We start from the raw sequence: 19,779 nt of genomic DNA, 5'->3' as shown, positions 1-19,779 counted from the left end.
ACCTCATTTCTTTTGTTTCATTGTGCCATGTGTCACAAACAAATGCAAGCAAAACCTTTATAATAGGGACGAAATCTGTCAAGCTGTCCCAGTGCCACGTCACGGGCAGGGAGCTGCAGCAGATTTTGGGCGTGGGTGTTACTGCCGCGCTGAGCAACCTGATGCAGAGCCTGACTGTCATTGTGATGAACCAGTTCCTCTTGCCCTATGGCAACGATAAAATTGCCGCCATGGGCATTGCCAGCAAGGTGAGCATGATCGCCCAGCTGGTGCTGGTGGGCTTCTCGTTCGGCGGCATCCCACTGTTCGGTTACCTGTACGGCGCAAAAAAGCGGGACGTGATGCGCAAGCTCATCCGCTTCTGTCTGACCTTCCTCGTCTCCATCGCCGCGGTGCTGTCCCTCATCCTCTGCCTGAATTCCGGTGTGCTGATGCAGATCTTCGTGCAGGATGCCGGGATGATCGCCACTGGTGCGCAGATGCTCCGCTGGCAGGTCTACACCGCAGCCTTTGGCGGCGTGGTGCTCCTGCTCACGGTGCTGTTCCAGGCAACTGGTAAAATCGTACCGTCCTTCCTGCTCTCCATCAGCCGTCAGGGCGTGGTGTTTCTGTTGGCACTGGTGGTCTGCGTACATCTGTTCCAGTATCAGGGTGTGCTGATGGCTCAGGCTGTGGCCGACACCCTGAGCGCTGCGCTGGCCCTTGGCCTGCTGGCGGCCAGCCGTGATATCATCGCAAAACAGTAAACACAAAAACGCCCGGAGGGCCGCTGAAAGCTGCGGTTCTCCGGGCATTTTTAGTATTCGATGCCTTTGCGCGCCTTGATGCCCTTCTGGTAGGGGTGGCGGCAGCATTTCATTTCGGTGGAGTAGTCGGCGGCATCCAGCATCCACTGCGGGGCCTTGTGGGCGGTCAGCACGCATTCCTGTGCGGCGGGACGCTCCAGAACGGCCCGCCGGAGCAGGTCTTTGTCCACCATGTCCAGCTCCCAGGCCGAACCGGCTTCATCTAAAATAAGCAGGTCGGCAGGCTCGGCCAGTGCGGCGGTCAGGTTTTCGTTCTGCACGGCCCGGGCAGCGGCCTTTTCCGCTTCGTTCATCTGGAACACGAACTTCTGCCCGCCCTTGCCCCGGAAAATTTTTGCCCCCAGCTGGGCCAGCAGAGGGATCTCGCCGCTCTGCCCGCCCTTGAGGAATTGCACGATGACCACCCGTTTGCCGCTGCCCAGTGCGCGGAGGGCAAGGCCCATGGCGGCGGTGGTCTTTCCCTTGCCGTTGCCCCAGTAAAGATGCAGCAGGCCCTGTTCCATCATCCGTTCTCCTTGGTGTACTGTACGGTCTCCACCAGGTGCAGGATGTGCTGCTCCGGCCAGTCCCGGGCATCCAGCACATAGCCGCCCGCGTTGGGACCGCACCAGTTGTGAAAGCTGCGGCGGGGCACGCCAAACCGCTCCAGTGCGGCCATCTGGGTGCCGCCATGGGCCACGATGACCAGCCACTCCTGCCCTTCGGCAAGGGCCTTGTCAATGAGATCAGCCAGCGTTTTGCACACCCTGTTGCAGAAATCGCTCCTGCGCTCCCCATCCGGGTGGGCAGCGTGCTCGTTTTCCTGCACCCATGCCAGATACTCCGGGTCCTGCTCCACCTGCACGAAGGTCTGGCCCTCGAACCGGCCGAAGTTCATCTCCTTCAGCCCGTCCACCGGAATGAGCTTTGCCCCGGGAAAGAACACCCGCGCCGTCTGGGCGGTGCGCTGCAGCGGGGTGACATAGACCACCTCCGGCGCAAAATCTGCCTGCCGCAGCTGGGCGATGCCTGCGGCGGAAAGGGGGATGTCCCGCTGGCCCTGATATCGTTTTTGCGCGTTGTACTCCGTCTGGCCGTGACGCAGCAGATAAATGAGCATGATCGTTCTCCTTTTTGGTTTGTTCTGCACCATTATAGCCTATTTTGCAGTTATTTTCCAGCCATGCCCTTGCAATTCTTCCGCATTTCAGATATATTGAGTGGGTATGAAATTTCAGGGGAGAGAAGTGTCAATGGAGATCCGGGACCGGAAAGCAGCGCAGCGCCGGGCGGGCATCATGGCCCGCAGGGATCTGCCGCAGGCAGAGAGAGCGGCGGCCAATGCAGCCATCTGTGCCCGCCTTCTGGCCATGCCCTGCTTCCAAAAGGCAGAGAATCTGCTGCTCTACGCCGCTTTTGGCGGGGAGGTGGATCTTGCTGTGCTGGCAGAGCAGGCGGCCCGGCTGAGCAAAACGGTGGCCTATCCGGTCTGTGGGGAAAACTTTACCCTGACCGCCGCCGTGCCGGGGCCGGACGGCTGGGAGATGGGGGCTTACGGCATCCGTACGCCGGTTCTGGAGCGGGCGGCGCTCATCCGGCCGGAGGCGCTTGATCTGGTGCTGGTGCCCTGCACTGCCTTTGATGCGGTCTGCCGCAGAGTGGGCATGGGCAAGGGCTACTATGACCGCTACCTGCCCAGGTGCCGGAACGCCGTGGCGCTGGGCGTGGCCTTTGAGGCCCAGCGGGTGCCGGAAGCGGCTGCAGATGAACAGGACCGGCAGCTGGATGGATTTGTAACAGAGAGGAAAGTATATCGTGGAACTGATGAATTTGAGCTGTGAAGGTTTTCTGGAGGAGCTGGCCAGCAAGGCGGCGGCTCCGGGCGGCGGCGGCGCTTCGGCGCTGGTGGGCGCGGCCGGTGTGGCGCTGGGCAGCATGGTGGGCAGCCTGACCGTGGGCAAAAAGAAATATGCTGCCGTAGAAGCGGACATCGCTGCCCTGAATGTCCGGGCCGAGGCCCTGCGCAAGCGGTTGGAAGCGCTGGTACAGGCCGACGCGGAGGCCTTTCTGCCCGTGGCGGCGGCCTACAAGCTGCCGAAGGAGACCCCGGAACAGCAGGCCCACAAGGCCGCGGTGCTGGAAAAGGCACTGGACAGGGCCTGCGCCGTGCCGCTGGAGGTGATGACTGCCTGCGGTGAGGGCATCGCACTGGCCGCAGAGTACGCCGAAAAGGGCAGCGTGCTGGCCCGTTCCGATGCCGGATGCGCGGCGCTGTTCTGCAAGGCAGCCATGCAGGCGGCGGGGCTGAACGTGAAGGTCAACACCCGCCTGATGGCAGACAAAGCCCATGCGGATGCGCTGGAGGCCAGAGCGGAACAGCTGCTGGCCGAGTTTGTGCCGCAGGCTGACAGGGTCTATCAGACTGTATCAAATGAGTGAGGGGAGAAGAAAATGGCTCAGATCCTGAAGGGCGCGCCCGTGGTGGCCGCCATGAACGAAGCAAACGCCGCGCGCTGTGCCGCGCTGAAGGAAAAGGGCATCGTGCCCACGCTGGCTGTGGTGCGGGTCGGCGCGCGGGAGGATGACATTTCTTATGAAAAGGGGATCGTCACCCGGTGCGGTAAGGTTGGCGTGGAGGTGCGGCAGTTCCATCTGGCGGAAGATGTTACGCAGGAGGAACTGCTGGATGTGATCCGGCAGATCAATGGGGATGCATCGGTTCACGGGTGCCTGATCTTCCGGCCCCTGCCAAAGCGGTTCGATGACCGCAGGGTCCAGGAGGCGCTTGCCCCGGAAAAGGACGTGGACGGCATCACGGACGGCTCGATGGCTGGTGTGTTCACCAATATGCCCATCGGTTATCCGCCCTGCACGGCGCAGGCCTGCCTTGAGATCCTGAAATACTACAACGTGCCGCTTTCCGGCAAACGGGCCGTGGTCGTGGGCCGCAGCCTGGTGGTGGGCAAGCCCGCCGCCATGATGCTGGACCGGGAAAACGCCACCGTGACCATCTGCAATTCCCGCACCCGGGACCTGCCCGCCCTCTGCCGGGAGGCCGATGTGCTGGTGGTCGCCATGGGCAGGCGGGGAGCCATCGGGGCCGATTGCCTGCGGGAAGGCCAGGTCGTGGTGGATGTGGGCATCCACGTCAATGAAGAGGGCAAGCTCTGCGGCGATGTCCGCTTTGATGAGGCAGAACCCATCGTGGAGGCTGTCACCCCGGTGCCCGGCGGTGTGGGCACAGTGACCACCTCTGTGCTGGTGGGCCATGTGGTGGATGCCGCATCCGCACAGTAAAACAGAAAACAACAGACGGTGCCGGAGATTTTCGGCACCGCCTGTTGTTCTTATCATACGGTTGCAAGCACGGCAAGGATGCTCTGCCAGCGGGGGTTCTGCACCTGCTGCGCGGCACGGCGGGGCGCGGAAGGCGAAACCGTGCGGGCAGGACGCTGGACGCAGTCAGCCGGCTGCGCAAAGGGGGAGGCGAGTTCGGCCTGCCAACGGGCAGCCAGTGCCATGGCCTCAGGGCTGGATTGCAGGGTGCGCCGCTCCGTTCCGGCCAGAAAATCGCCCAGCCAGCAGAGAATGGCCGCAATGGGCAGGCAGTCGGCGGCACGGGTGGACCAGTAGTTCCACTCGCCGCCCCGGCCCACAAAGCTCTCCACGGTGATCATGGCACCTTCCCGGGCAGATTGAGGCAGGCAGGAGCGGGAGGTGCCTGCCGCGCGGCGCAGCTCCCGCAGAATGATCTCAGTACGGCCCGCGTCCAGGGTGTCATCCCGGATGCAGGCGGAAAAGTCCGCGCTGTCCAGCAGGTTTTCGGCCCGGGTGGGGAATTGCCCTGTCATCTCGCCGGATGCGTTGTGGCAGAGCTGCCAGCCCTTGCGGAACAGCTGGAAGTTCAGGTTGCGGCGGCCCATGGTGGAGTAAAACACCCGGGCGCGGCCGTTGGGAGACTGCCGCAGCTCCAGATAGGCATCAGCGCCGCCCAGGTCCTGTACCTTGACGGTCAGGAGCAGGGAAGAATTGTTTTTTTGTGCGGACATGGCACGGTGCATCTCTTCAAAATAGCGGCTGGCATCCATAGCGGGTCTCCTCTCTGGTTTTGGATGATGTGTCGGAAACCATCCATCGGTTGTTCTCTGCCTGCATTATAACATATACGACAACAAAATACAACTATAAGTTTGACAAAAACCAAAATATTTTGGAAATTCGTGGATGCGGACAAACGGATTGGTTGTAAATGGAAAAGGCTTCTCCCGTCGGAGAAGCCTTTTGTGGTGGCAGGATTCAATCGCCCAGCTCCCGGATCTCATTCTGGATGAGCCGCCCGGCGGCGCGTGCCAGCTGATCCATGCCCCGGATGCGGGCGAGATTTTTGCCGTAGATGCGTTCTGCATCGTGGCTGGAGCTGTCCTCGCCCATGAACACGGCAGAAACACGCAGACCCCTGCGCTGCAGGTCGCGTACCTCAGCAGCGGCATCGTCCACGCCGTAGGAGCCGCCGTAATCACAACCCAGCGGTTGTTCCGGGCTGGGCGGTACGCGGCGGCTGTCGTTGGGGGAAGCATCCGTCAGCAGGATGAGCAGATGCCGGGGTGCGGGGCCGGGGTCAAAGCTGACCAGATCACCTGCCGCCCGCAGGGCAAGGCCGTCGCGGTTCCAGCCCGATGCAAAATACTGGCCGATCCCCTGCAGGCTTTTGTCCGCGAAGCCCTTGAGCACCCGCAGAACCGTATAGCCCCGCAGGCTGCAGAAGCTGCTGACCCGCACCGGGATGCCGCAGGCGGCAAGGCTTTGGGCCAGGATCGTGCCCTGCGCCGCAATGACCTCCTGACAGTGGAGCCGGGAAGCCGAAGCGTCCAGCAGCAGGTCCACGGTGAAGGAGGGCTGATTCTCCTCCTCGGCACAGCGGAACACCCGGCTGTCGTTCAGAAGGGGAGCGCGCCAGACCCGCTCCGGGTCCAGAGCGCCGCTGCGGGCGATCCGGGCATTGGGCTGCTGGTGGACCAGAATGCAGTTGCGGATCTGCTCGGTGAGCCGGAGCACCACGCTGCGGTGAAGCGCCCGGTTTTTGGCGTAGTAGGCGCGGTTGCGGTCGGCCTGCAGCTGAGCCTGCTCGGCCAGGTGCTTTGCCTCCGGTGTGGGGGCCTGTTCCGGGCTGGGCACGCCGGAGGCAAACCAGAGGCGGCACCCGAGGTGCGCCCCGGTGCAGAGTGCCTGCTCGGCCTTGCGCAGGCGCTCGGGCGGATAGAGGGAACGGCCAAAGCAGCTTTCAATGTAGGCGCGGTCCTCGGCGGCATTCTGCCGCAGGGTGATGTGGGCCAGCCGCTTGTCTGCCGTGGGGCCGGAGCCGCCCGCTTCCACGGAACCGGAGTGCTCCACGGTCAGCCGGTCGGTCTTGATCATCTGGGTGGGCAGCGTTTTGGTGGCAAGAGAGGCCAGCAGCCCCTCCAGATGCAGATGAAGCCCCACTTTGTGCCGGATCCTGCCGTCAAACAGGGCAAACCTTGCAAACAGGCCCAGCAGCTCACCCTTGAGCTGGCCGGGCTGGGGCGGTTGGGAGGGAGAAAGTGCCTCTGCCAGCCGGCTCTCGTAGGGGGTCATCACAGGCGGATGCCTGCCCTGTACGGTGCGCCAGCGGTCAGCCTGCATGGTGTAGACCAGCTGATTTTTTGCCATCCACTCCTGCCGCGAAAGCTTGTACTGGATGCCGAAGAAATAGTCCGCGTGGGCCCGGCGCAGCTCGGAAAGGACCGGGCGGCGGGGCAGCTCCAGCAGATAGACCGCGCTTTCGAGGTAGAGCCATGTCAGATCGTCCAGCTGGCTCTCCCGGAGATCGCCGTCCCATGTGGCAAAAAGGTCGCGGAGCAGGTCGTCGCCATAGTATTTGTGCACCAGCCCCACGACACAGTTCATATAAAAATCGATCGTGCCGTCGGTGTTGCGCGCCAGGAAAAGCGGCTCAAAGCCGTAGGCTCCCGCCGCCGCCCACACCTGATTGGCGGCCCGCCGCTCCTCGGCGGTATAACTCCGGGCATCCATCAGCGGAACAGCTTTTCAGCCGTCAGGCTGGCCGGGATGCGGGCGGCGATCACGTCCCGGATCAGCCCCTGCTCGTAGGAATCAAAGGCCTTGTTGGTGATGCCCATGTCCAGCGCAGGCCCCGCAGCCACGCCCCGGCGCATCAGGCGCAGAGCGTCCAGCATTCCGCGCAGATCCAGCGCTTTGGTGGAAATTTCGGCGCTGTCACATTTCTTTTGCAGGTCGAGGAAGAGCAGAGCAAACTGGTGCACATATTTGTCCGTCAGGTCGGCAAACTGGGCCCGCAGCAGCTTTTCAAGGTTTTCCTCCGTGATGGTGGGCATCTGGATGACTGCAAAGCGGGAAGTCAGGGCCTCGTTCAGCTCACGGGTGCCCGCATAGCCATAGTTCATGGTGGCGATGAAGCGGGTCTCTTCGGCCAGCGGGATGCGCTCGTAGCCGGGCACATCAATGGCGCGGCGGAAGTCCAGCACGGCGTGGAGGACGGCCAGGGCCTCGTTTTTGGCCATGTTGATCTCGTCCAGCACGCCGAAGCCGCCGCACTGGGCACAGCGGTAGACCGGCCCGGGCCGGAAGGTGACCGCCCCATCCACAAAGGTGTCCATGCCGATGAGGGAGGCTGCATCCATGTTCACATGGAACGAGATGTCCCATGCGGGGCGGCCAAAAGCGGCGGCCAGATTCTCGGCCAGCACATTTTTGCCGGTGGCCTTGCCGCCGGCCAGCAGCAGGTTCTCGCCGCAGAGCAGGGCCGCCAGTGCCTGCTCCCAGACCTCACGGCCATAATAGGTAAAGCCGGAAACGGGGATACGGGGGCGCAGGGCCTCGGGCAGAGCGTGGGCGGCGCGGTATTCTTCCACAGCGTGCAGCAGGTCGGGGCTGATGCCCTCCTGCCGTAATGTTTCCATCAGATCAGACATCCAAGACATCTCCTTGCGGTTGGCTTTGCCAAACCGATTTTTCAGCCTTATCATAGCACAACCGCTCCGGTTTGTGTAGGGGGCGCGGGGGCATTTTTTGCCGGATTTTTGCCCGGGAAATGCCGCAGGGTGGAACGGATCTGTGTGCTGCCGTGCGGACGAAGGAGTTTTTCGTGCCCGGGGATCGTGCGGTAGCGGATATTTTGTGGAAAGCTGTCGAAATGGCAGGTGTTCCGCGTTGTGTGTATCCACTTTTGGCTCAGAATGGTAAAAATTCCGGAAATTCGATTGACAAATCCGAATATTTATCGTATAACCTATATATGGGAACAATTCCGGAGGGAATGCGGAACTCGTGCCCCTGCCCGTTCCTGTCGGAGGAACCACGGTCTGGTTCTGGTGCCGGTGTACTTGGTTTGGTGCAGACGGTAAGTATAGATTGATTTGAAAGAGAGGAATCCCCGTTATGATGAACAATGAGATCAAAATGCCCGCTAACTTTGCTGCGATCGATGAGAACGAAATGGTGTACCTGCAGGGTGGCGCAACCACCGAGGCTACCGCTTGGGACGTGTTCCTGAACGTTGGCAAGCTGTTCAACTACATCGCCCGCGTGTTCTCCGCAGGCAGCTCCATCGTCAACAACATCAATGTTATCGTGACCACCTTCCAGACCCTGAGCACCTTCAGCCTGACCGCTAAGAACTAAGGTTTGGGCCAAAACCGAATCAGCATTTACAGGGCATCCGCTCCGGTAGGCGCGGGTGCTCTTTTTTGCTGCACAGGGCGGGAAGGCATTCGCCCCCAAATGCAGGAAAGCAGCCGTTTTTCTGCAAAGCGGGCGGATTGTCCATTGACAAGGCTCAAGAGGGTGTCGTATACTAACGGTGCCTTGCAAGAAACCCCGCATCCGCGGAATAAAAGAGGAGAGAGAATATGAAAAATAACAACAGCAGCATCAAGCCCGTTGTCGCTGTCGGTATCGGCGCGGCATTGTTCTTTGTTCTGGGACGTTTTGTGGCCATTCCCAGCCCGGTGCCCAACACCAACATCAGCCTGCAGTACGCCGTTCTGGCCCTGCTGGCTGCCATGTACGGCCCCGTGGTCGGCGGCCTGATCGGCTTTATCGGCCACACCCTCATCGACCTGTCCTGGGGCGGCAGCCCCTGGTGGAGCTGGGTCATCGCCTCCGCCTTTGTGGGCGTTGTGGTGGGCCTGTTCTCCAAGAAGCTGAACCTGCAGGAAGGCGAGTTCAGCAAGAAGCAGGTGGCTTTCTTTGCGCTGGCCAATATCGTGGCCCATCTGCTGGCCTGGATCCTGGTGGCCCCCGTGCTGGATATTGCCATCTACGCCGAGCCCGTCAAGAAGGTGTTTGCACAGGGTGCATTTGCCGCCGTGTCCAACAGTATCACCGCTGTGGTGGTGGGCGGCCTGCTGGTGCTGGCTTACACCAGAACCATCGCCAAGAAGGGCTCTCTGGATCAGGAGTGATCCCCGCATGAAACCCGGCCTTTCCATCTGCGCCGTCCGGCCCGTTGGAAAGGCTTTTTTGATGAACAGCTGAGGTACCATACCCATGGCAGAACGTAAACCCATCATCTCATTCCGCAACTTTTCCTTCCAGTACCGCGCCCAGAAGCGCCCCACCCTGACCGATATCAATCTGGAGATCTACCCGGGTGAGCGGGTGCTCATTGCGGGCCCCTCCGGCAGCGGCAAGAGCACGCTGGCGGGGTGCATCAACGGGCTGAACCCGTTTTCCAACCCCGGCGAGTGCACCGGCACCCTGACCGTAGACGGTGTGGATGCGCCCCACAGCAGCCTCTTTGAGCTTTCGGCCCATGTGGGCACGGTGCTGCAGGACCCGGATGGCCAGTTCATCGGGCTGACCGTGGGCGAGGACATTGCCTTTGCACTGGAAAACAGCTGCACCCCGCAGGATGAGATGCATGCCATCACCCGCCATGCCGCTGAGCTGGTGGGCATCGAGAACCATCTCGGCTATGCACCGCACGAGCTTTCGGGCGGGCAGAAGCAGCGGGTGAGCCTGGCAGGCGTGATGGTGGATCAGGTCAAGATCCTGCTCTTCGATGAGCCGCTGGCCAACCTCGACCCCGCCACCGGCAAGCAGGCCATTGAGCTGATCGACGAGATCCAGAAAAAGACGGATACCACGGTGCTCATCATCGAGCACCGGCTGGAGGATGTGCTCTGGCGGAACGTGGACCGCATCGTGCTGGTGAACGGCGGCACCATTCTGGCAGACCTGCGCCCGGACGAGCTGCTCTCGGGCAGCCTGCTGGCGGAAAACGGCATCCGGGAGCCGCTGTATGTCACGGCTCTGCGCTATGCCGGGGTGGATATCACTCCGGACAAGCACCCCGCCCATGTGGACAGCCTTGTGCTGGACGATACCGACACCCAAAAGCTCCGGGACTGGTTCACGGCCCGGCCCCGGCCCGCCGCGCAGCCGGAACGGGAGCCGCTGCTGGAGGTAAAGGGCCTGAGCTTTGGTTATCAGAAGGGCCAGCGGACCCTGCGGGATGTCAGCTTCTCGATCGGCAAGGGGGAGATGGTGAGCATCGTGGGCCGGAACGGCGCAGGCAAATCCACCCTCTCCAAGCTCATCTGCGGCTTCGAGACCCCGGATGCGGGCGAGATCTCCCTGAACGGCAAGCCGCTGGCTGAGGAGAACATCCGCCGCCGCGCCCAGCACATCGGCTATGTGATGCAGAACCCCAACCAGATGATCTCCAAGACCATGATCTACGAGGAGGTGGCTCTGGGTCTGCAGCGCTCCGGCCTGACCGAGGAACAGATCCGGGAAAAGGTGGAAGCGACCCTCAGGGTCTGCGGCCTGTATCCTTTCCGGAACTGGCCCATCTCGGCACTGAGCTTCGGCCAGAAAAAGCGGGTGACCATTGCCAGCGTGCTGGTGCTCGACCCGGAGCTCATCCTTCTGGATGAGCCCACCGCCGGGCAGGATTTCCGGCACTATACCGATATCATGGAGTTCCTGCGGGGCCTGAACGCCCGGGGTGTGACGGTGGTGATGATCACCCATGACATGCACCTGATGCTGGAATACACCCGCCGCGCACTGGTGTTCTGCGACGGACGGCTCATTGCCGACCGCACCGCGGCCGCCGTTCTGTGTGACCCTGCGCTGGTGGAACAGGCGGCCCTGAAGGAGACCAGCCTGTACACGCTGGCCAACCGCTGCGGCATTGCGCCCGCACAGGAATTTGTAGAGAGATTTATTGAGCAGGACCGGGAGGTGAGAGAGGGTGGCCGCTAAGACTGTTTTGAATTATCTCCCCCGGGAGAGCGTCGTCCACAAGATGACCGGAACCACCAAGCTGGCGTTCTTCCTGCTGTTTACCTTTGCCAGCATGATCACCTACAACACCTGGGTGCTGCTAGGCCTGTTGGTGGTCAGCCTGCTGGCCTTCAGGCTGAGCCGGATCAGGTTCCGGGAAGTCCGGTTTATGATGACCTTCATGCTGGTGTTCCTGCTGCTGAACAACCTGTTCATCTTCCTGTTCGATCCCAATCAGGGGACCACCCTGTACGGCACCCGCACGGTGCTCTGCCACCTGTTCTGGCGGTATGACCTGACAGCGGAACAGCTGTTCTACATGGTCAACATCAGCCTGAAATATTTTGTGGCCCTGCCGGTGGCCATCCTCTTCATCTCTGCCACCGACCCCAGCGAGTTTGCTGCCAGCCTGAACAGCATCGGCATCTCGTATAAGGTCGGCTATTCGGTGGCCATTGCCCTGCGCTACATCCCCGATATCCAGCGCGACTACCACAGCATCAGCCAGGCCCAGCAGGCCCGCGGCGTGGAGCTGGGCAAAAAGGAGCCCTTCTTCAAGCGGATGAAGAACTCTGTCAATATCCTGCTGCCGCTCATCCTGACCAGTCTGAACCGCATCGACACCATCTCCAACGCGATGGAGCTGCGCGGCTTCGGCAAGAACAGCAAGCGCACCTGGTATACCCAGCGCCCCTTTGCCCGGCGGGACTTCATTGCCCTGGGCGTGGGCGCGGTTCTGCTGCTCATCAGCCTGACCGTGACCATCCGCTTTGGAAGGTTCTATAACCCATTCCTCTGAACAAAAAGGCATCCCCGCACGGCCTGTCGAAACAGGAAGTGCGGGGATGTTTTACTTTTACAGACCGTTGGATCAATGATGCCGCAAGAAAGAGGGGGCTGTGTCACGCCGCGTCCACGAACTCCTCCGGGTCTTCCACGGCATCGGTGATGGTCTCCTCCGCGTCATCGGAGAAGTCGGCAGGCTGCTCCGGGTGGAGCAGAGCGTTGAGCAGGTCACGGAAGTCGATCAGGCTGTCGTCCACCTGCTGATTCCGGGCCAGCAGGTCCTGCACCATGTCGGGCTTGTCGGTGATGAGGTCATCCACGCCCAGCTCCAGCATGTGGGTAGCGACCTTTTCGCGGTCGATGGTCCAGGCAGACACAGTCTTGCCCCGCAGATGGACGGCGTTGACCATGCCGGAGGTGATAAAGGTGGTCTCCACGCTGAAAAAGTCGGCATCAGGCAGGTCGTAGTAGTTGCCTACGCCCAGAGCCAGAATGTAGCCGGTGGGGTACTCAGGGGCCAGCGCCTTGACCTTGTGCAGGGTCTCGTAGCTCTGGGAGGTGATGACGCAGTTGGAGCTGTCGAAGCCGTATTCCCGCAGCAGGCGTACGGTCTCAGCCTCCAGAGCAGGGGTGGCGGCGCTGGGCTTGATCTCCACGTTCAGGCCGATGCGGCCCCGGCAGAGCTGCAGCACCTGTTCCAGGGTGGGGATCCGGGTGTCGGCAAAGCGGCTGCTGAACCAGCAGCCTGCGTCCAGCTGTGCCACCTCGGCATAGGTCAGATCATAGACTTTTGCGTTTTTGCCGGTGCAGCGTTTCAGGTTTGAATCGTGGGTCACCACGACCACGCCGTCGCTGGTCATCTGCACATCCAGCTCGATGCGGTCGCCGCCCTTGAGGATGGCCGACCGGAAGGCGGGAAGGGTGTTTTCGGGAGCCACGGTGCAGTCGCCCCGGTGGAAGGTGACCAGCGGGGTCACGCCGCCCACGGCGGTGAGCAGGGCATCGTCCTGGGGCAGGGCATAGAGGTAGACTGCCATCAGCCCGGTGGCCAGCGTGACACCGGCCACCGCAGCGGTGAGCAGGGGCCAGCCGCCAAAGCGGTGCGGTTTGCCCTCCGGCAGCGCTTCCGGCGGGCAGTCACAGCAGCAATCGTAGAGGAATGCGATGATGGTGCACTGGGCCGTGGTGACCTTGCAGTCCAGCAAAAAGCCGAAGAAGGGGATCTCCAACAGATACAGCGCACGGGCGAGCAGCAGCATGGCGCGGGTGCTCCGTAGGCCGATCAGCGCCGCCACACTGTAAACCAGCAGGGAAGCTCCGAAAAAGACCAGAACAGACCGGATCAGCGCACTGAGGTTCCACCGCAGCAGCACACCGGCCAGCCGGGGCAGCTGTGTTTTGACATGGGCTGCGCTCTCCTGAACGGCTTCCCACAGGCTTTTGCGTTCCAGCGTAAAGAAGGGGAGCACCAGAACCCAGAACAGGGTGAACAGGAACGCCGCACCCAGAATGAGAAGAAAAAGCACCAGATAGAGCGGCTTTGCCCGGACAAGCCCAAGGATGTACTCCGGCACAGCCAGCTGAGAGATATAGTTGTAAGTCACGAATACATCTGTAAAGGGGATGAGCAGGGCGCAGTAAAGCAGGATGGGCCAGTTCTTGGGGAGCAGGACGTGGCGGATATCCCCCAGCGACCGGACGAACAGGGAAACAGGACGCAGTGTTTCACCCCGGCGGGCCAGCGCAAACCCATGCAGGAGGATGGAAAAGCCGTACAGGTTCCAGAACGCCGCCAGAAGGACGATGAGCACGATCCCGCCTAAAATGGTCGGTGAAGTAAAGATCTGATGCGCGTTGTTGTTGGTCAGGTAGTTCACCGGCGAACAGCGCAGTGTCAGCGACCAGATGCCATTCATGGCGGGCAGAAACAAAAGATAGGTCAGGGCTTTGTACACCAGCACGGCTGTCAGAACGGCAGCGGAGGCCCGGTGCAGCAGGGTCAGGGCATGGTTCCGGGTGTCCTTGTAGGCCCGGTGTGCCCGTGTGAGGGAGCGGAAGAGATGCTTCAATTTGGATTCCACCTCGGTACTGGGATATGGTTCTGTCATTTTACAGTAGTATATCACAAAGCCGGGAAAAATGGAAACGACACGGATCGACAGTTTGTTCCAGAGGGCACAGGCGCTTTTCAGCGGAGCAAAAGCGTGTTACAATAGGGGCAGAGTAAAACAGACAGGGGAGGAACACCCAATGCAGATCATGGATCAATTCGGTGCAGCGCCGGGGGCAGAGAGCGTCCGGATGCCCGATGGCACCGAGCGGACACTGGCGGCAGAGCACGCCGCGGCCATTCTGGTCAACGAACAGCCAGCCTTCCGGGTGGTCTGCACGCCGGAGCTGCTGCCGCAGCTGGCGCTGGGCCGCCTGCTGACCGAGGGCTGGATCAACTCTGCTGACGAGGTGGAGCGGGTGGCCGTCTGCGCACAGGGCCTCAAGATAAGCGTTCAGCTGCGCCACCCGCTGGCGGCAGCGGAACAGGCCGGGCAGGAGGTGCCCAGCTGCTGCACCGATAACCTGACGCTGGCCAGCCCGGTGCGGCTGCCGCCGCTGGCCCCGGTGTCCCAGCGGGAGATCCCCGCCGCATGGGTGGATGCGCTGGCCGATGCCATGGGGCAGGGCCTGCCGCTCTACCGTGCCACCCATGCCGTGCACAGCTGCCTGCTGCTGCGCGAGGGCAGGATCTTGTACCGGTGCGAGGATCTGGGCCGCCACAACGCGCTGGATAAGGCCGTGGGCTGCGCCCTGACAGAGGGTGTGCCGCTGGCGGAGTGTGTGCTCTTTACCAGCGGCCGGGTGCCGGTGGATATGGTGCGCAAAACCATCCGGGCCGGTGTGCCCGCGCTGGTGAGCAAGAGTATGCCCACGGTACAGTCGCTGGAGCTGGCAGAGGAATATGGATTGAAACTGTTCATCCGGCAAAAGAAATGATTTCACCGAGAGGCAAGAACTTTTGAGAGAAATTGTAGGGCTTTGTTTGTGCGTATACGTTGACTAACCGGTGGAAAAGATGTTATTCTTATAACGAAGAAACCGTTCCGCACTGTTGCAGCAGGTGGAACGGCTGTTTTCGTGCCCGGGAGTTCCGGGCACAGCTGAATCAAACAGGCAGGTGATACAATTGAAGCAGGCAAATCATGCGCCGCAGTCCTTGTGGCGCAGGCGGCTGCCCGGCTATGCGGCCATGGGTGCGGCAACGCTTGCCATGGCGCTTGGCCTTGGCGGGCTGATGCACAGCCGCACCACGGTGGCCGGAACGGCCCTGCCGCTGGCAGATGCCGATGCTGCCACCTATGGTGTGAGCGCGGTGTACCAGCTGGATGACACCACGTATTATGTGGTGGGCAGCAAGCAGGGCTTCCAGAGCGAGGTGCAGGCCGGTGTGACGCTGGACCGCGACGGCAATGTGCTGGATGTGAAGATCCTGGCACAGGCCGAGACCGACAGCCTGGGTGCCCAGTGTGAGAACCCGGAGTTCACGGCCCAGTACCAGGGCGCAGCTCCCTTCACGCTGGCAGGCAAGCGCTACACTGTGACCGACCCGGCCACCGGCACGGCCTTTGCCGCCGCAGGCAGCGCCGAGACCGATGCTGCTCCCGCTGAGGACTTCGACCCCGCCGCATGGCGTGCGGGTGATACCTCCCCGGAGGCCGAGGCTACCCGGAAGATGTATGAAGCCGGGCTGACCCTCTCGGCACTGAACGGCCAGCCGATGGACGACGCGCTCATCCCCCCGATGGACAACAGTGCTGAGGCTGTGGCACGGCGCAAGCTGTACGCGGCGTGCCTGAGCAAGAGCGCGCAGGACGGCGAGGAACAGGCAGTGCCTTATGCAGACTGGTCCGCTGAAAAGCAGGCCGAGTACAAGCTGCAGGCCGCTGATCTGACCACCCAGGGCAGTGCGGCCGACACGGTCAGCGCTGACATGACCCAGGTGGATGCGCTTTCCGGTGCAACCATTACGTCCACGGCGGTCACGGACATCGTCAACAATTCTTATTTCTATGTAACCGAGGTGCTCTGCGCAGAGTGACCTCACGGAGGAATGGAAACCTATGGCAAAAACTGATTTTCTGACGGCTGACATGACCCGCCGTCAATTTATGAAGATCTCGGGCAAGAGCCTTGCAGGACTCACCCTTTCCGCATCTATGCTGTCCCTCTTCGGCTGCTCTCAGAAGCAGGTGGACGCCGGTGCTGTGGCGACCTGGGCACTGCCCCAGGGTCTGCTGGTGGTCAATGCTGACCTGTGCACCGGCTGCCAGCGGTGCGAGATCAACTGCACCCTGACCAACGACGGCGTGTGCTCTTCCTACATCAGCCGCGTCAAGATCCAGCGCCGCCTGAATCTGGACGGCGACGGCAACGGTCTGCTGTCCGGCACCGACAACTGCTTTGTCTACTTCCCGGATACCTGCCGCCAGTGTGAGGATCCCGCCTGCGGCAACGCATGCCCCCAGAAGGCCATTATCACCAATGAGCAGGGCATCCGCGTGGTCGATACCGACAAGTGCATCGGCTGCGGTGCCTGCGTGGAGGCCTGCCCCTGGCACATGCCCACCGTCAACCCCGAGACCGGCAAGTCCTCCAAGTGCATCGCCTGCGGTGCCTGCGTGGCGGGCTGCCCGTCCGGCGCTCTGTCCATTGTGGACTGGGATGCCGTTACCAGCGCAGCACAGGCTGCTTACAAGGACCTGTAAGGAGGAACAACAATGGCTGAAACCTATGGCTGGGCAGGCAAGATCCTGCGCGTCAACCTGACCACCGGTGAGATCACCACCCAGGACGACGCAAAATACCATAAATATATCGGCGGTATGGGCATGGCCTACCGCATCATGTACGAGGAAGCTCCCATGGAGCTGGACCCTTATGACGAGAAGGCACTGGTCATCTTTGGTGTCGGCCCCCTGACCGGTGCCGGCGTGCCCTGCTCCGGCCGTATGAACGTGACCTTCCGTTCTACCTGGTCCAAGGGCCACTCCATCATCGATGCACACATGGGCGGCCACATCGGCTCTATGCTGAAGTATGCCGGTTATGACGGCATCGTTGTCAGCGGCATCTCCGAAAAGCCCGTTTACCTGCGCATCGAGGACGGCGAAGTCTCTCTGGAGGACGCAAGCGAGATCTGGGGCAAGGGTACCTTTGCTGCCAACAAGTGGATGGTGGAGCAGAACGGCCGTGAGTTCGAGACTGCTTCCATCGGCCCTGCCGGTGAGAACCTGGTGGATTACTCCACCCTGAACACCAGCTTCGGCAACTCCGGCGGTGCCGGTCTGGGCGCTGCCATGGGCAACAAGAAGCTGAAGGGCCTGGCCATCCGCGGCACCGGCAGCGTCAAGGTGGCTGACCCCAAGAAGGTGCTGGAGCTCTCCAACTACATGATGGGCAACCTGATCGGCGGCAACAACAACCACAACGTGCCTGCACAGCCCCAGAGCTGGGCAGAGTACAGCGCCACCTCCGGCAAGAACCGCTGGTCCGGCGCTCCCGGCCGTATGTGGAAGAAGGCTCCCGGCGGCCCCGTGGATACCGGCGAGCAGCCCTACAACGATATCAACAAGGTGGCTCTGCGCTGCTTCAAGGGTTACTTCGACTTCGGCGCTCCGGCTGCGGAGTACACCGTGAAGAACGGCGGCTGCTCCTCCTGCCCCATCCGCTGCTACACTGAGTACGATGTGGATCCGCTGGCCGATTACGACCTGCCCACCCACAACTCCAACACCTGTATGCCCGTGCTGTACGGCACCCGCGTCTATCCGGACGGCGTGCACGATTTCAAGTACGAGGGCGACGGCACCATGGTCATCAACCTGGCATGGTCTCATGCTGTGGATGATATGGGCCTGTGGGACAACTACGGCAACCTGAACCGCGACCTGCTGTGGATCCTGCGGATGCCCCGCGAAGAGGCCACCAAGTACATCAGCGAGGCTGAGTACGACTCCCTGCCCTGGGAGTGGGAGAAGGCCGGCGATCCCCGCTGGGAGGTTGAGCTGATCCGCCGCATGGCTTACGGTGAGGGCGACCTGTCCGTGATCGCCAAGGGCACCCTGGCCATGATGGAGAAGTTCGGCCTGCCCAAGAGCTGGCTGGACCGCGACGATGGTGCCACCAACTCCAACCTGATCTACAACGGCTTCCCCAACCACCACGGCCCTGCTGAGGCATGGCAGGTGGGCATGCTGTACAACCTCGTCTACAACCGCGACTGCATGATCCACGAGATCGTCTGCGAGACCGGCTCCGGTGCTCCCTATGAGGTGACCAAGAAGGTCATGGAAGACTTCTTCGGCGAGGGCTGCTACGATAAGGCCAAGGCCTACACTCCCATCAACGAGAACAAGGCAAAGCTGGCTGCATACTGCGTCAACGACAAGAACTTCCACGACTCCGCCACCCTGTGCAACTGGATGTGGCCCATGACCCAGTCTCCCTCCAAGGAGCGCGAGTACCACGGCGACCTGGATCTGCAGGCAGACTTTATGACGGCTGTTACCGGCGAGACCTATACCCAGGCCGATCTGCAGGAGGACGGTGCCCGCATTACCCAGATGCTGCGCGCGATGACCGCCATCAGCTTCCAGCAGAACTGCGGCAGCGCAAACCTGCGTCAGGAGCACGATGCCATCTGCGATTGGGTGTTCGATAAGGACCCCGACTTCAAGGCATTTGAGGAAGGCACCACCAAGCTGGACCGTGCCGACATGGAAAAGGCAAAGGATCTGTTCTACGACATCTTCGGCTGGGACCGCACCACCGGTGTGCCCACCCGCGAGACGCTGGAGAAGTATGATCTGGCTGACATGGCTGATGATCTGGAAAAGCGCGGCATCTACGCCCAGAACACCGCAGCAGCTGAATAAATCCCATAGAAAGAGGAACGATCGTCATGTTGTTTGGCAGACGTAAACCCGGCTACACCACCACTGTGGACAGCAGCGTGGACCCGGAGCAGGCCGTTCTGGACCTGCAGAAGGCAGAGCTGGCCGCCAAGAAAAAGCCCAAGGCAGAGGTGTTCGACATCAATGCCGCCAGCGAGACGGCCCGCCGCTTGAAGGAAACGGGCAGCAGCTTTGACGGCAGCGCCGCTAAGACCGGCGAGGATGTGATCGCCGCCGTGGAGCGGGAGACCGCAGAGCTTGCAGCAATGCAGGCTGCCGGGGCCGCACCCGAAGCCGCCGAAACTGTGCAGGACGAGGCCGCAAAGCCTCAGCTGCTGGATTTTCTGGCCGGCGAGCCAGAGGCTGAAAACGATCCCTTTGCGGATCAGCCCACCAAGACCGCGCCGGAGCTGCCGGAGCTGACCCCCGCGCAGGAGCTGGCCGGTTACATCCGTTCCCGCAGTGCCGCCGCGCTTATCACGCCCCACGCACTGCTGGTCAGTGAGGTGGAGAACGCCGATGAGCTGCTGGCTCAGATGCCGCAGGATCCCCAGTGTGAGGATATCGTTGTCCGTGCAGGCGCAAAGGATACCTACTATTACTCCAACGCCAACATGAGCGATAACTACGCCATGATCGCCCAGCTCATTGAGGACAAAGACCTCTGTGTCATGTTTGCTGAGATGGTGCGCTTCAATGCACGGGTCTACCCCAGTGCCACCCCGCTGAAGTACTTCCAGCGCTCCCCCTACGGCCTTGCGCCGGAGGAGATCGAGCAGACCTGGAAGACCATGCAGGGCAGGCCGGAGTTTGCCGACATCGAAGAGCTGACCAACAATCAGAACGAGCGGTTCCTCTTCTCCACCCAGCATCTCACCCGCCGCTATGCAAAAGCCATCAGCGACGTGGATGATTTCTGCGACTAAAAGATCATACACAATTGAATAGGGTACAAGAGCTTCTTTGAGCAAGGC

General features: G+C 61.5%; 19 protein-coding genes. 13 read left to right on the top strand and 6 right to left on the bottom strand.

The genetic code is table 11. The features are described 5' to 3' along the window. Positions 1–131: 131 nt before the first annotated feature. Positions 132–746, top strand: a complete 615-nt coding sequence (locus tag J3353_RS02870) for an MATE family efflux transporter (RefSeq protein ID WP_207684103.1) — start codon at positions 132–134, stop codon at positions 744–746. Positions 747–796: 50 nt separating this feature from the next. Here J3353_RS02870 and J3353_RS02865 read toward each other — a convergent pair whose 3' ends face one another. After that, entirely contained in the window at positions 797–1,312 is a 516-nt protein-coding gene (locus tag J3353_RS02865; protein ID WP_207684102.1) for a cob(I)yrinic acid a,c-diamide adenosyltransferase, read from the bottom strand. Then, positions 1,309–1,905, bottom strand: coding sequence for a histidine phosphatase family protein (locus J3353_RS02860; protein ID WP_207684101.1), 597 nt, complete (start codon positions 1,903–1,905; stop codon positions 1,309–1,311). The genes J3353_RS02865 and J3353_RS02860 overlap by 4 nt, the downstream gene beginning before the upstream one ends. Before the next feature lie 133 nt (positions 1,906–2,038). On the opposite strand from J3353_RS02860, the gene J3353_RS02855 reads away from it, so the two are divergent. From J3353_RS02855 to J3353_RS02845, 3 genes are read left to right on the top strand one after another with little or no spacing between them, the layout of a single operon-like run. Beyond that, entirely contained in the window at positions 2,039–2,626 is a 588-nt protein-coding gene (locus J3353_RS02855; RefSeq protein ID WP_207684100.1) for a 5-formyltetrahydrofolate cyclo-ligase, read from the top strand. Then, the gene (locus J3353_RS02850; RefSeq protein ID WP_117504935.1) at positions 2,610–3,224 is read left to right on the top strand and encodes a cyclodeaminase/cyclohydrolase family protein; all 615 of its coding nucleotides are present in this window, start codon (positions 2,610–2,612) and stop codon (positions 3,222–3,224) included. The genes J3353_RS02855 and J3353_RS02850 overlap by 17 nt, the downstream gene beginning before the upstream one ends. Before the next feature lie 12 nt (positions 3,225–3,236). Then, the gene (locus J3353_RS02845; protein WP_207684099.1) at positions 3,237–4,082 is read left to right on the top strand and encodes a bifunctional 5,10-methylenetetrahydrofolate dehydrogenase/5,10-methenyltetrahydrofolate cyclohydrolase; all 846 of its coding nucleotides are present in this window, start codon (positions 3,237–3,239) and stop codon (positions 4,080–4,082) included. Between the two features lie 53 nt (positions 4,083–4,135). Here the strand turns inward: J3353_RS02845 and J3353_RS02840 are convergent, their stop codons facing one another. From J3353_RS02840 to J3353_RS02830, 3 genes are all read right to left on the bottom strand, one after another. Beyond that, on the bottom strand, positions 4,136–4,873 hold the full coding sequence (locus tag J3353_RS02840; RefSeq protein ID WP_097770550.1) for a hypothetical protein: 738 nt from the start codon (positions 4,871–4,873) through the stop codon (positions 4,136–4,138). A 208-nt stretch (positions 4,874–5,081) separates the two neighbouring features. After that, positions 5,082–6,836 (bottom strand): hypothetical protein, encoded by a 1,755-nt coding sequence (locus tag J3353_RS02835; RefSeq protein ID WP_207684098.1) that lies wholly within the window; start codon positions 6,834–6,836, stop codon positions 5,082–5,084. Continuing rightward, the gene (locus tag J3353_RS02830) at positions 6,836–7,756 is read right to left on the bottom strand and encodes an AAA family ATPase (RefSeq protein WP_207684097.1); all 921 of its coding nucleotides are present in this window, start codon (positions 7,754–7,756) and stop codon (positions 6,836–6,838) included. The genes J3353_RS02835 and J3353_RS02830 overlap by 1 nt, the downstream gene beginning before the upstream one ends. Before the next feature lie 466 nt (positions 7,757–8,222). On the opposite strand from J3353_RS02830, the gene J3353_RS02825 reads away from it, so the two are divergent. From J3353_RS02825 to J3353_RS02810, 4 genes are all read left to right on the top strand, one after another. Further along, a complete protein-coding gene (locus J3353_RS02825; RefSeq protein WP_005931949.1) occupies positions 8,223–8,465 on the top strand; it encodes a hypothetical protein in 243 nt (80 codons plus the stop codon). A gap of 227 nt (positions 8,466–8,692) precedes the next feature. Continuing rightward, positions 8,693–9,247 (top strand): ECF-type riboflavin transporter substrate-binding protein, encoded by a 555-nt coding sequence (locus tag J3353_RS02820; RefSeq protein WP_097773722.1) that lies wholly within the window; start codon positions 8,693–8,695, stop codon positions 9,245–9,247. Positions 9,248–9,332: 85 nt separating this feature from the next. Further along, positions 9,333–11,054, top strand: coding sequence for an ABC transporter ATP-binding protein (locus J3353_RS02815; RefSeq protein WP_207684096.1), 1,722 nt, complete (start codon positions 9,333–9,335; stop codon positions 11,052–11,054). After that, positions 11,044–11,874: an energy-coupling factor transporter transmembrane protein EcfT gene (locus tag J3353_RS02810; RefSeq protein WP_117533210.1), complete on the top strand. Its 831-nt coding sequence runs from the start codon at positions 11,044–11,046 to the stop codon at positions 11,872–11,874. Before J3353_RS02815 ends, J3353_RS02810 begins: the two co-directional genes overlap by 11 nt. 103 nt (positions 11,875–11,977) lie before the next feature. On the opposite strand, the gene J3353_RS02805 is transcribed toward J3353_RS02810, so the two are convergent. After that, positions 11,978–13,930 (bottom strand): glycerophosphodiester phosphodiesterase family protein, encoded by a 1,953-nt coding sequence (locus J3353_RS02805; protein WP_242700831.1) that lies wholly within the window; start codon positions 13,928–13,930, stop codon positions 11,978–11,980. Positions 13,931–14,111: 181 nt separating this feature from the next. Here J3353_RS02805 and J3353_RS02800 point away from each other — a divergent pair, with 181 nt between their 5' ends. The 5 genes from J3353_RS02800 (at position 14,112) to J3353_RS02780 (ending at position 19,731) form a co-directional block, all read left to right on the top strand. Further along, on the top strand, positions 14,112–14,849 hold the full coding sequence (locus J3353_RS02800; protein ID WP_156059863.1) for a formate dehydrogenase accessory sulfurtransferase FdhD: 738 nt from the start codon (positions 14,112–14,114) through the stop codon (positions 14,847–14,849). A 190-nt stretch (positions 14,850–15,039) separates the two neighbouring features. Next, the gene (locus tag J3353_RS02795) at positions 15,040–15,951 is read left to right on the top strand and encodes an FMN-binding protein (protein WP_156059862.1); all 912 of its coding nucleotides are present in this window, start codon (positions 15,040–15,042) and stop codon (positions 15,949–15,951) included. A gap of 22 nt (positions 15,952–15,973) precedes the next feature. After that, positions 15,974–16,618, top strand: coding sequence for a ferredoxin-like protein (locus J3353_RS02790; protein WP_097770542.1), 645 nt, complete (start codon positions 15,974–15,976; stop codon positions 16,616–16,618). 12 nt (positions 16,619–16,630) lie between these two features. After that, a complete protein-coding gene (locus J3353_RS02785) occupies positions 16,631–18,787 on the top strand; it encodes an aldehyde ferredoxin oxidoreductase N-terminal domain-containing protein (protein WP_156059861.1) in 2,157 nt (718 codons plus the stop codon). A gap of 26 nt (positions 18,788–18,813) precedes the next feature. Further along, positions 18,814–19,731, top strand: coding sequence for a hypothetical protein (locus J3353_RS02780; RefSeq protein ID WP_207684095.1), 918 nt, complete (start codon positions 18,814–18,816; stop codon positions 19,729–19,731). The last annotated feature ends 48 nt before the right edge of the window (positions 19,732–19,779 follow it).

This window comes from Faecalibacterium sp. Marseille-Q4137 (genome assembly GCF_017377535.1).
GTDB lineage: Bacteria > Bacillota > Clostridia > Oscillospirales > Ruminococcaceae > Faecalibacterium > Faecalibacterium duncaniae.
This window is presented reverse-complemented; position numbering and strand designations above follow the sequence as displayed.

Bases quoted from the DNA above. Each gene is read 5' to 3' on its own strand.
- J3353_RS02800 (WP_156059863.1), top strand. From the start codon at position 14,112: ATGCAGATCATGGATCAATTCGGTGCAGCGCCGGGGGCAGAGAGCGTC.
- J3353_RS02865 (WP_207684102.1), bottom strand. From the start codon at position 1,312: ATGATGGAACAGGGCCTGCTGCATCTTTACTGGGGCAACGGCAAGGGA.
- J3353_RS02820 (WP_097773722.1), top strand. From the start codon at position 8,693: ATGAAAAATAACAACAGCAGCATCAAGCCCGTTGTCGCTGTCGGTATC.
- J3353_RS02835 (WP_207684098.1), bottom strand. From the start codon at position 6,836: ATGGATGCCCGGAGTTATACCGCCGAGGAGCGGCGGGCCGCCAATCAG.
- J3353_RS02860 (WP_207684101.1), bottom strand. From the start codon at position 1,905: ATGCTCATTTATCTGCTGCGTCACGGCCAGACGGAGTACAACGCGCAA.
- J3353_RS02845 (WP_207684099.1), top strand. From the start codon at position 3,237: ATGGCTCAGATCCTGAAGGGCGCGCCCGTGGTGGCCGCCATGAACGAA.
- J3353_RS02785 (WP_156059861.1), top strand. From the start codon at position 16,631: ATGGCTGAAACCTATGGCTGGGCAGGCAAGATCCTGCGCGTCAACCTG.
- J3353_RS02790 (WP_097770542.1), top strand. From the start codon at position 15,974: ATGGCAAAAACTGATTTTCTGACGGCTGACATGACCCGCCGTCAATTT.
- J3353_RS02830 (WP_207684097.1), bottom strand. From the start codon at position 7,756: ATGTCTGATCTGATGGAAACATTACGGCAGGAGGGCATCAGCCCCGAC.
- J3353_RS02850 (WP_117504935.1), top strand. From the start codon at position 2,610: ATGAATTTGAGCTGTGAAGGTTTTCTGGAGGAGCTGGCCAGCAAGGCG.
- J3353_RS02825 (WP_005931949.1), top strand. From the start codon at position 8,223: ATGATGAACAATGAGATCAAAATGCCCGCTAACTTTGCTGCGATCGAT.
- J3353_RS02780 (WP_207684095.1), top strand. From the start codon at position 18,814: ATGTTGTTTGGCAGACGTAAACCCGGCTACACCACCACTGTGGACAGC.
- J3353_RS02855 (WP_207684100.1), top strand. From the start codon at position 2,039: ATGGAGATCCGGGACCGGAAAGCAGCGCAGCGCCGGGCGGGCATCATG.
- J3353_RS02840 (WP_097770550.1), bottom strand. From the start codon at position 4,873: ATGGATGCCAGCCGCTATTTTGAAGAGATGCACCGTGCCATGTCCGCA.
- J3353_RS02815 (WP_207684096.1), top strand. From the start codon at position 9,333: ATGGCAGAACGTAAACCCATCATCTCATTCCGCAACTTTTCCTTCCAG.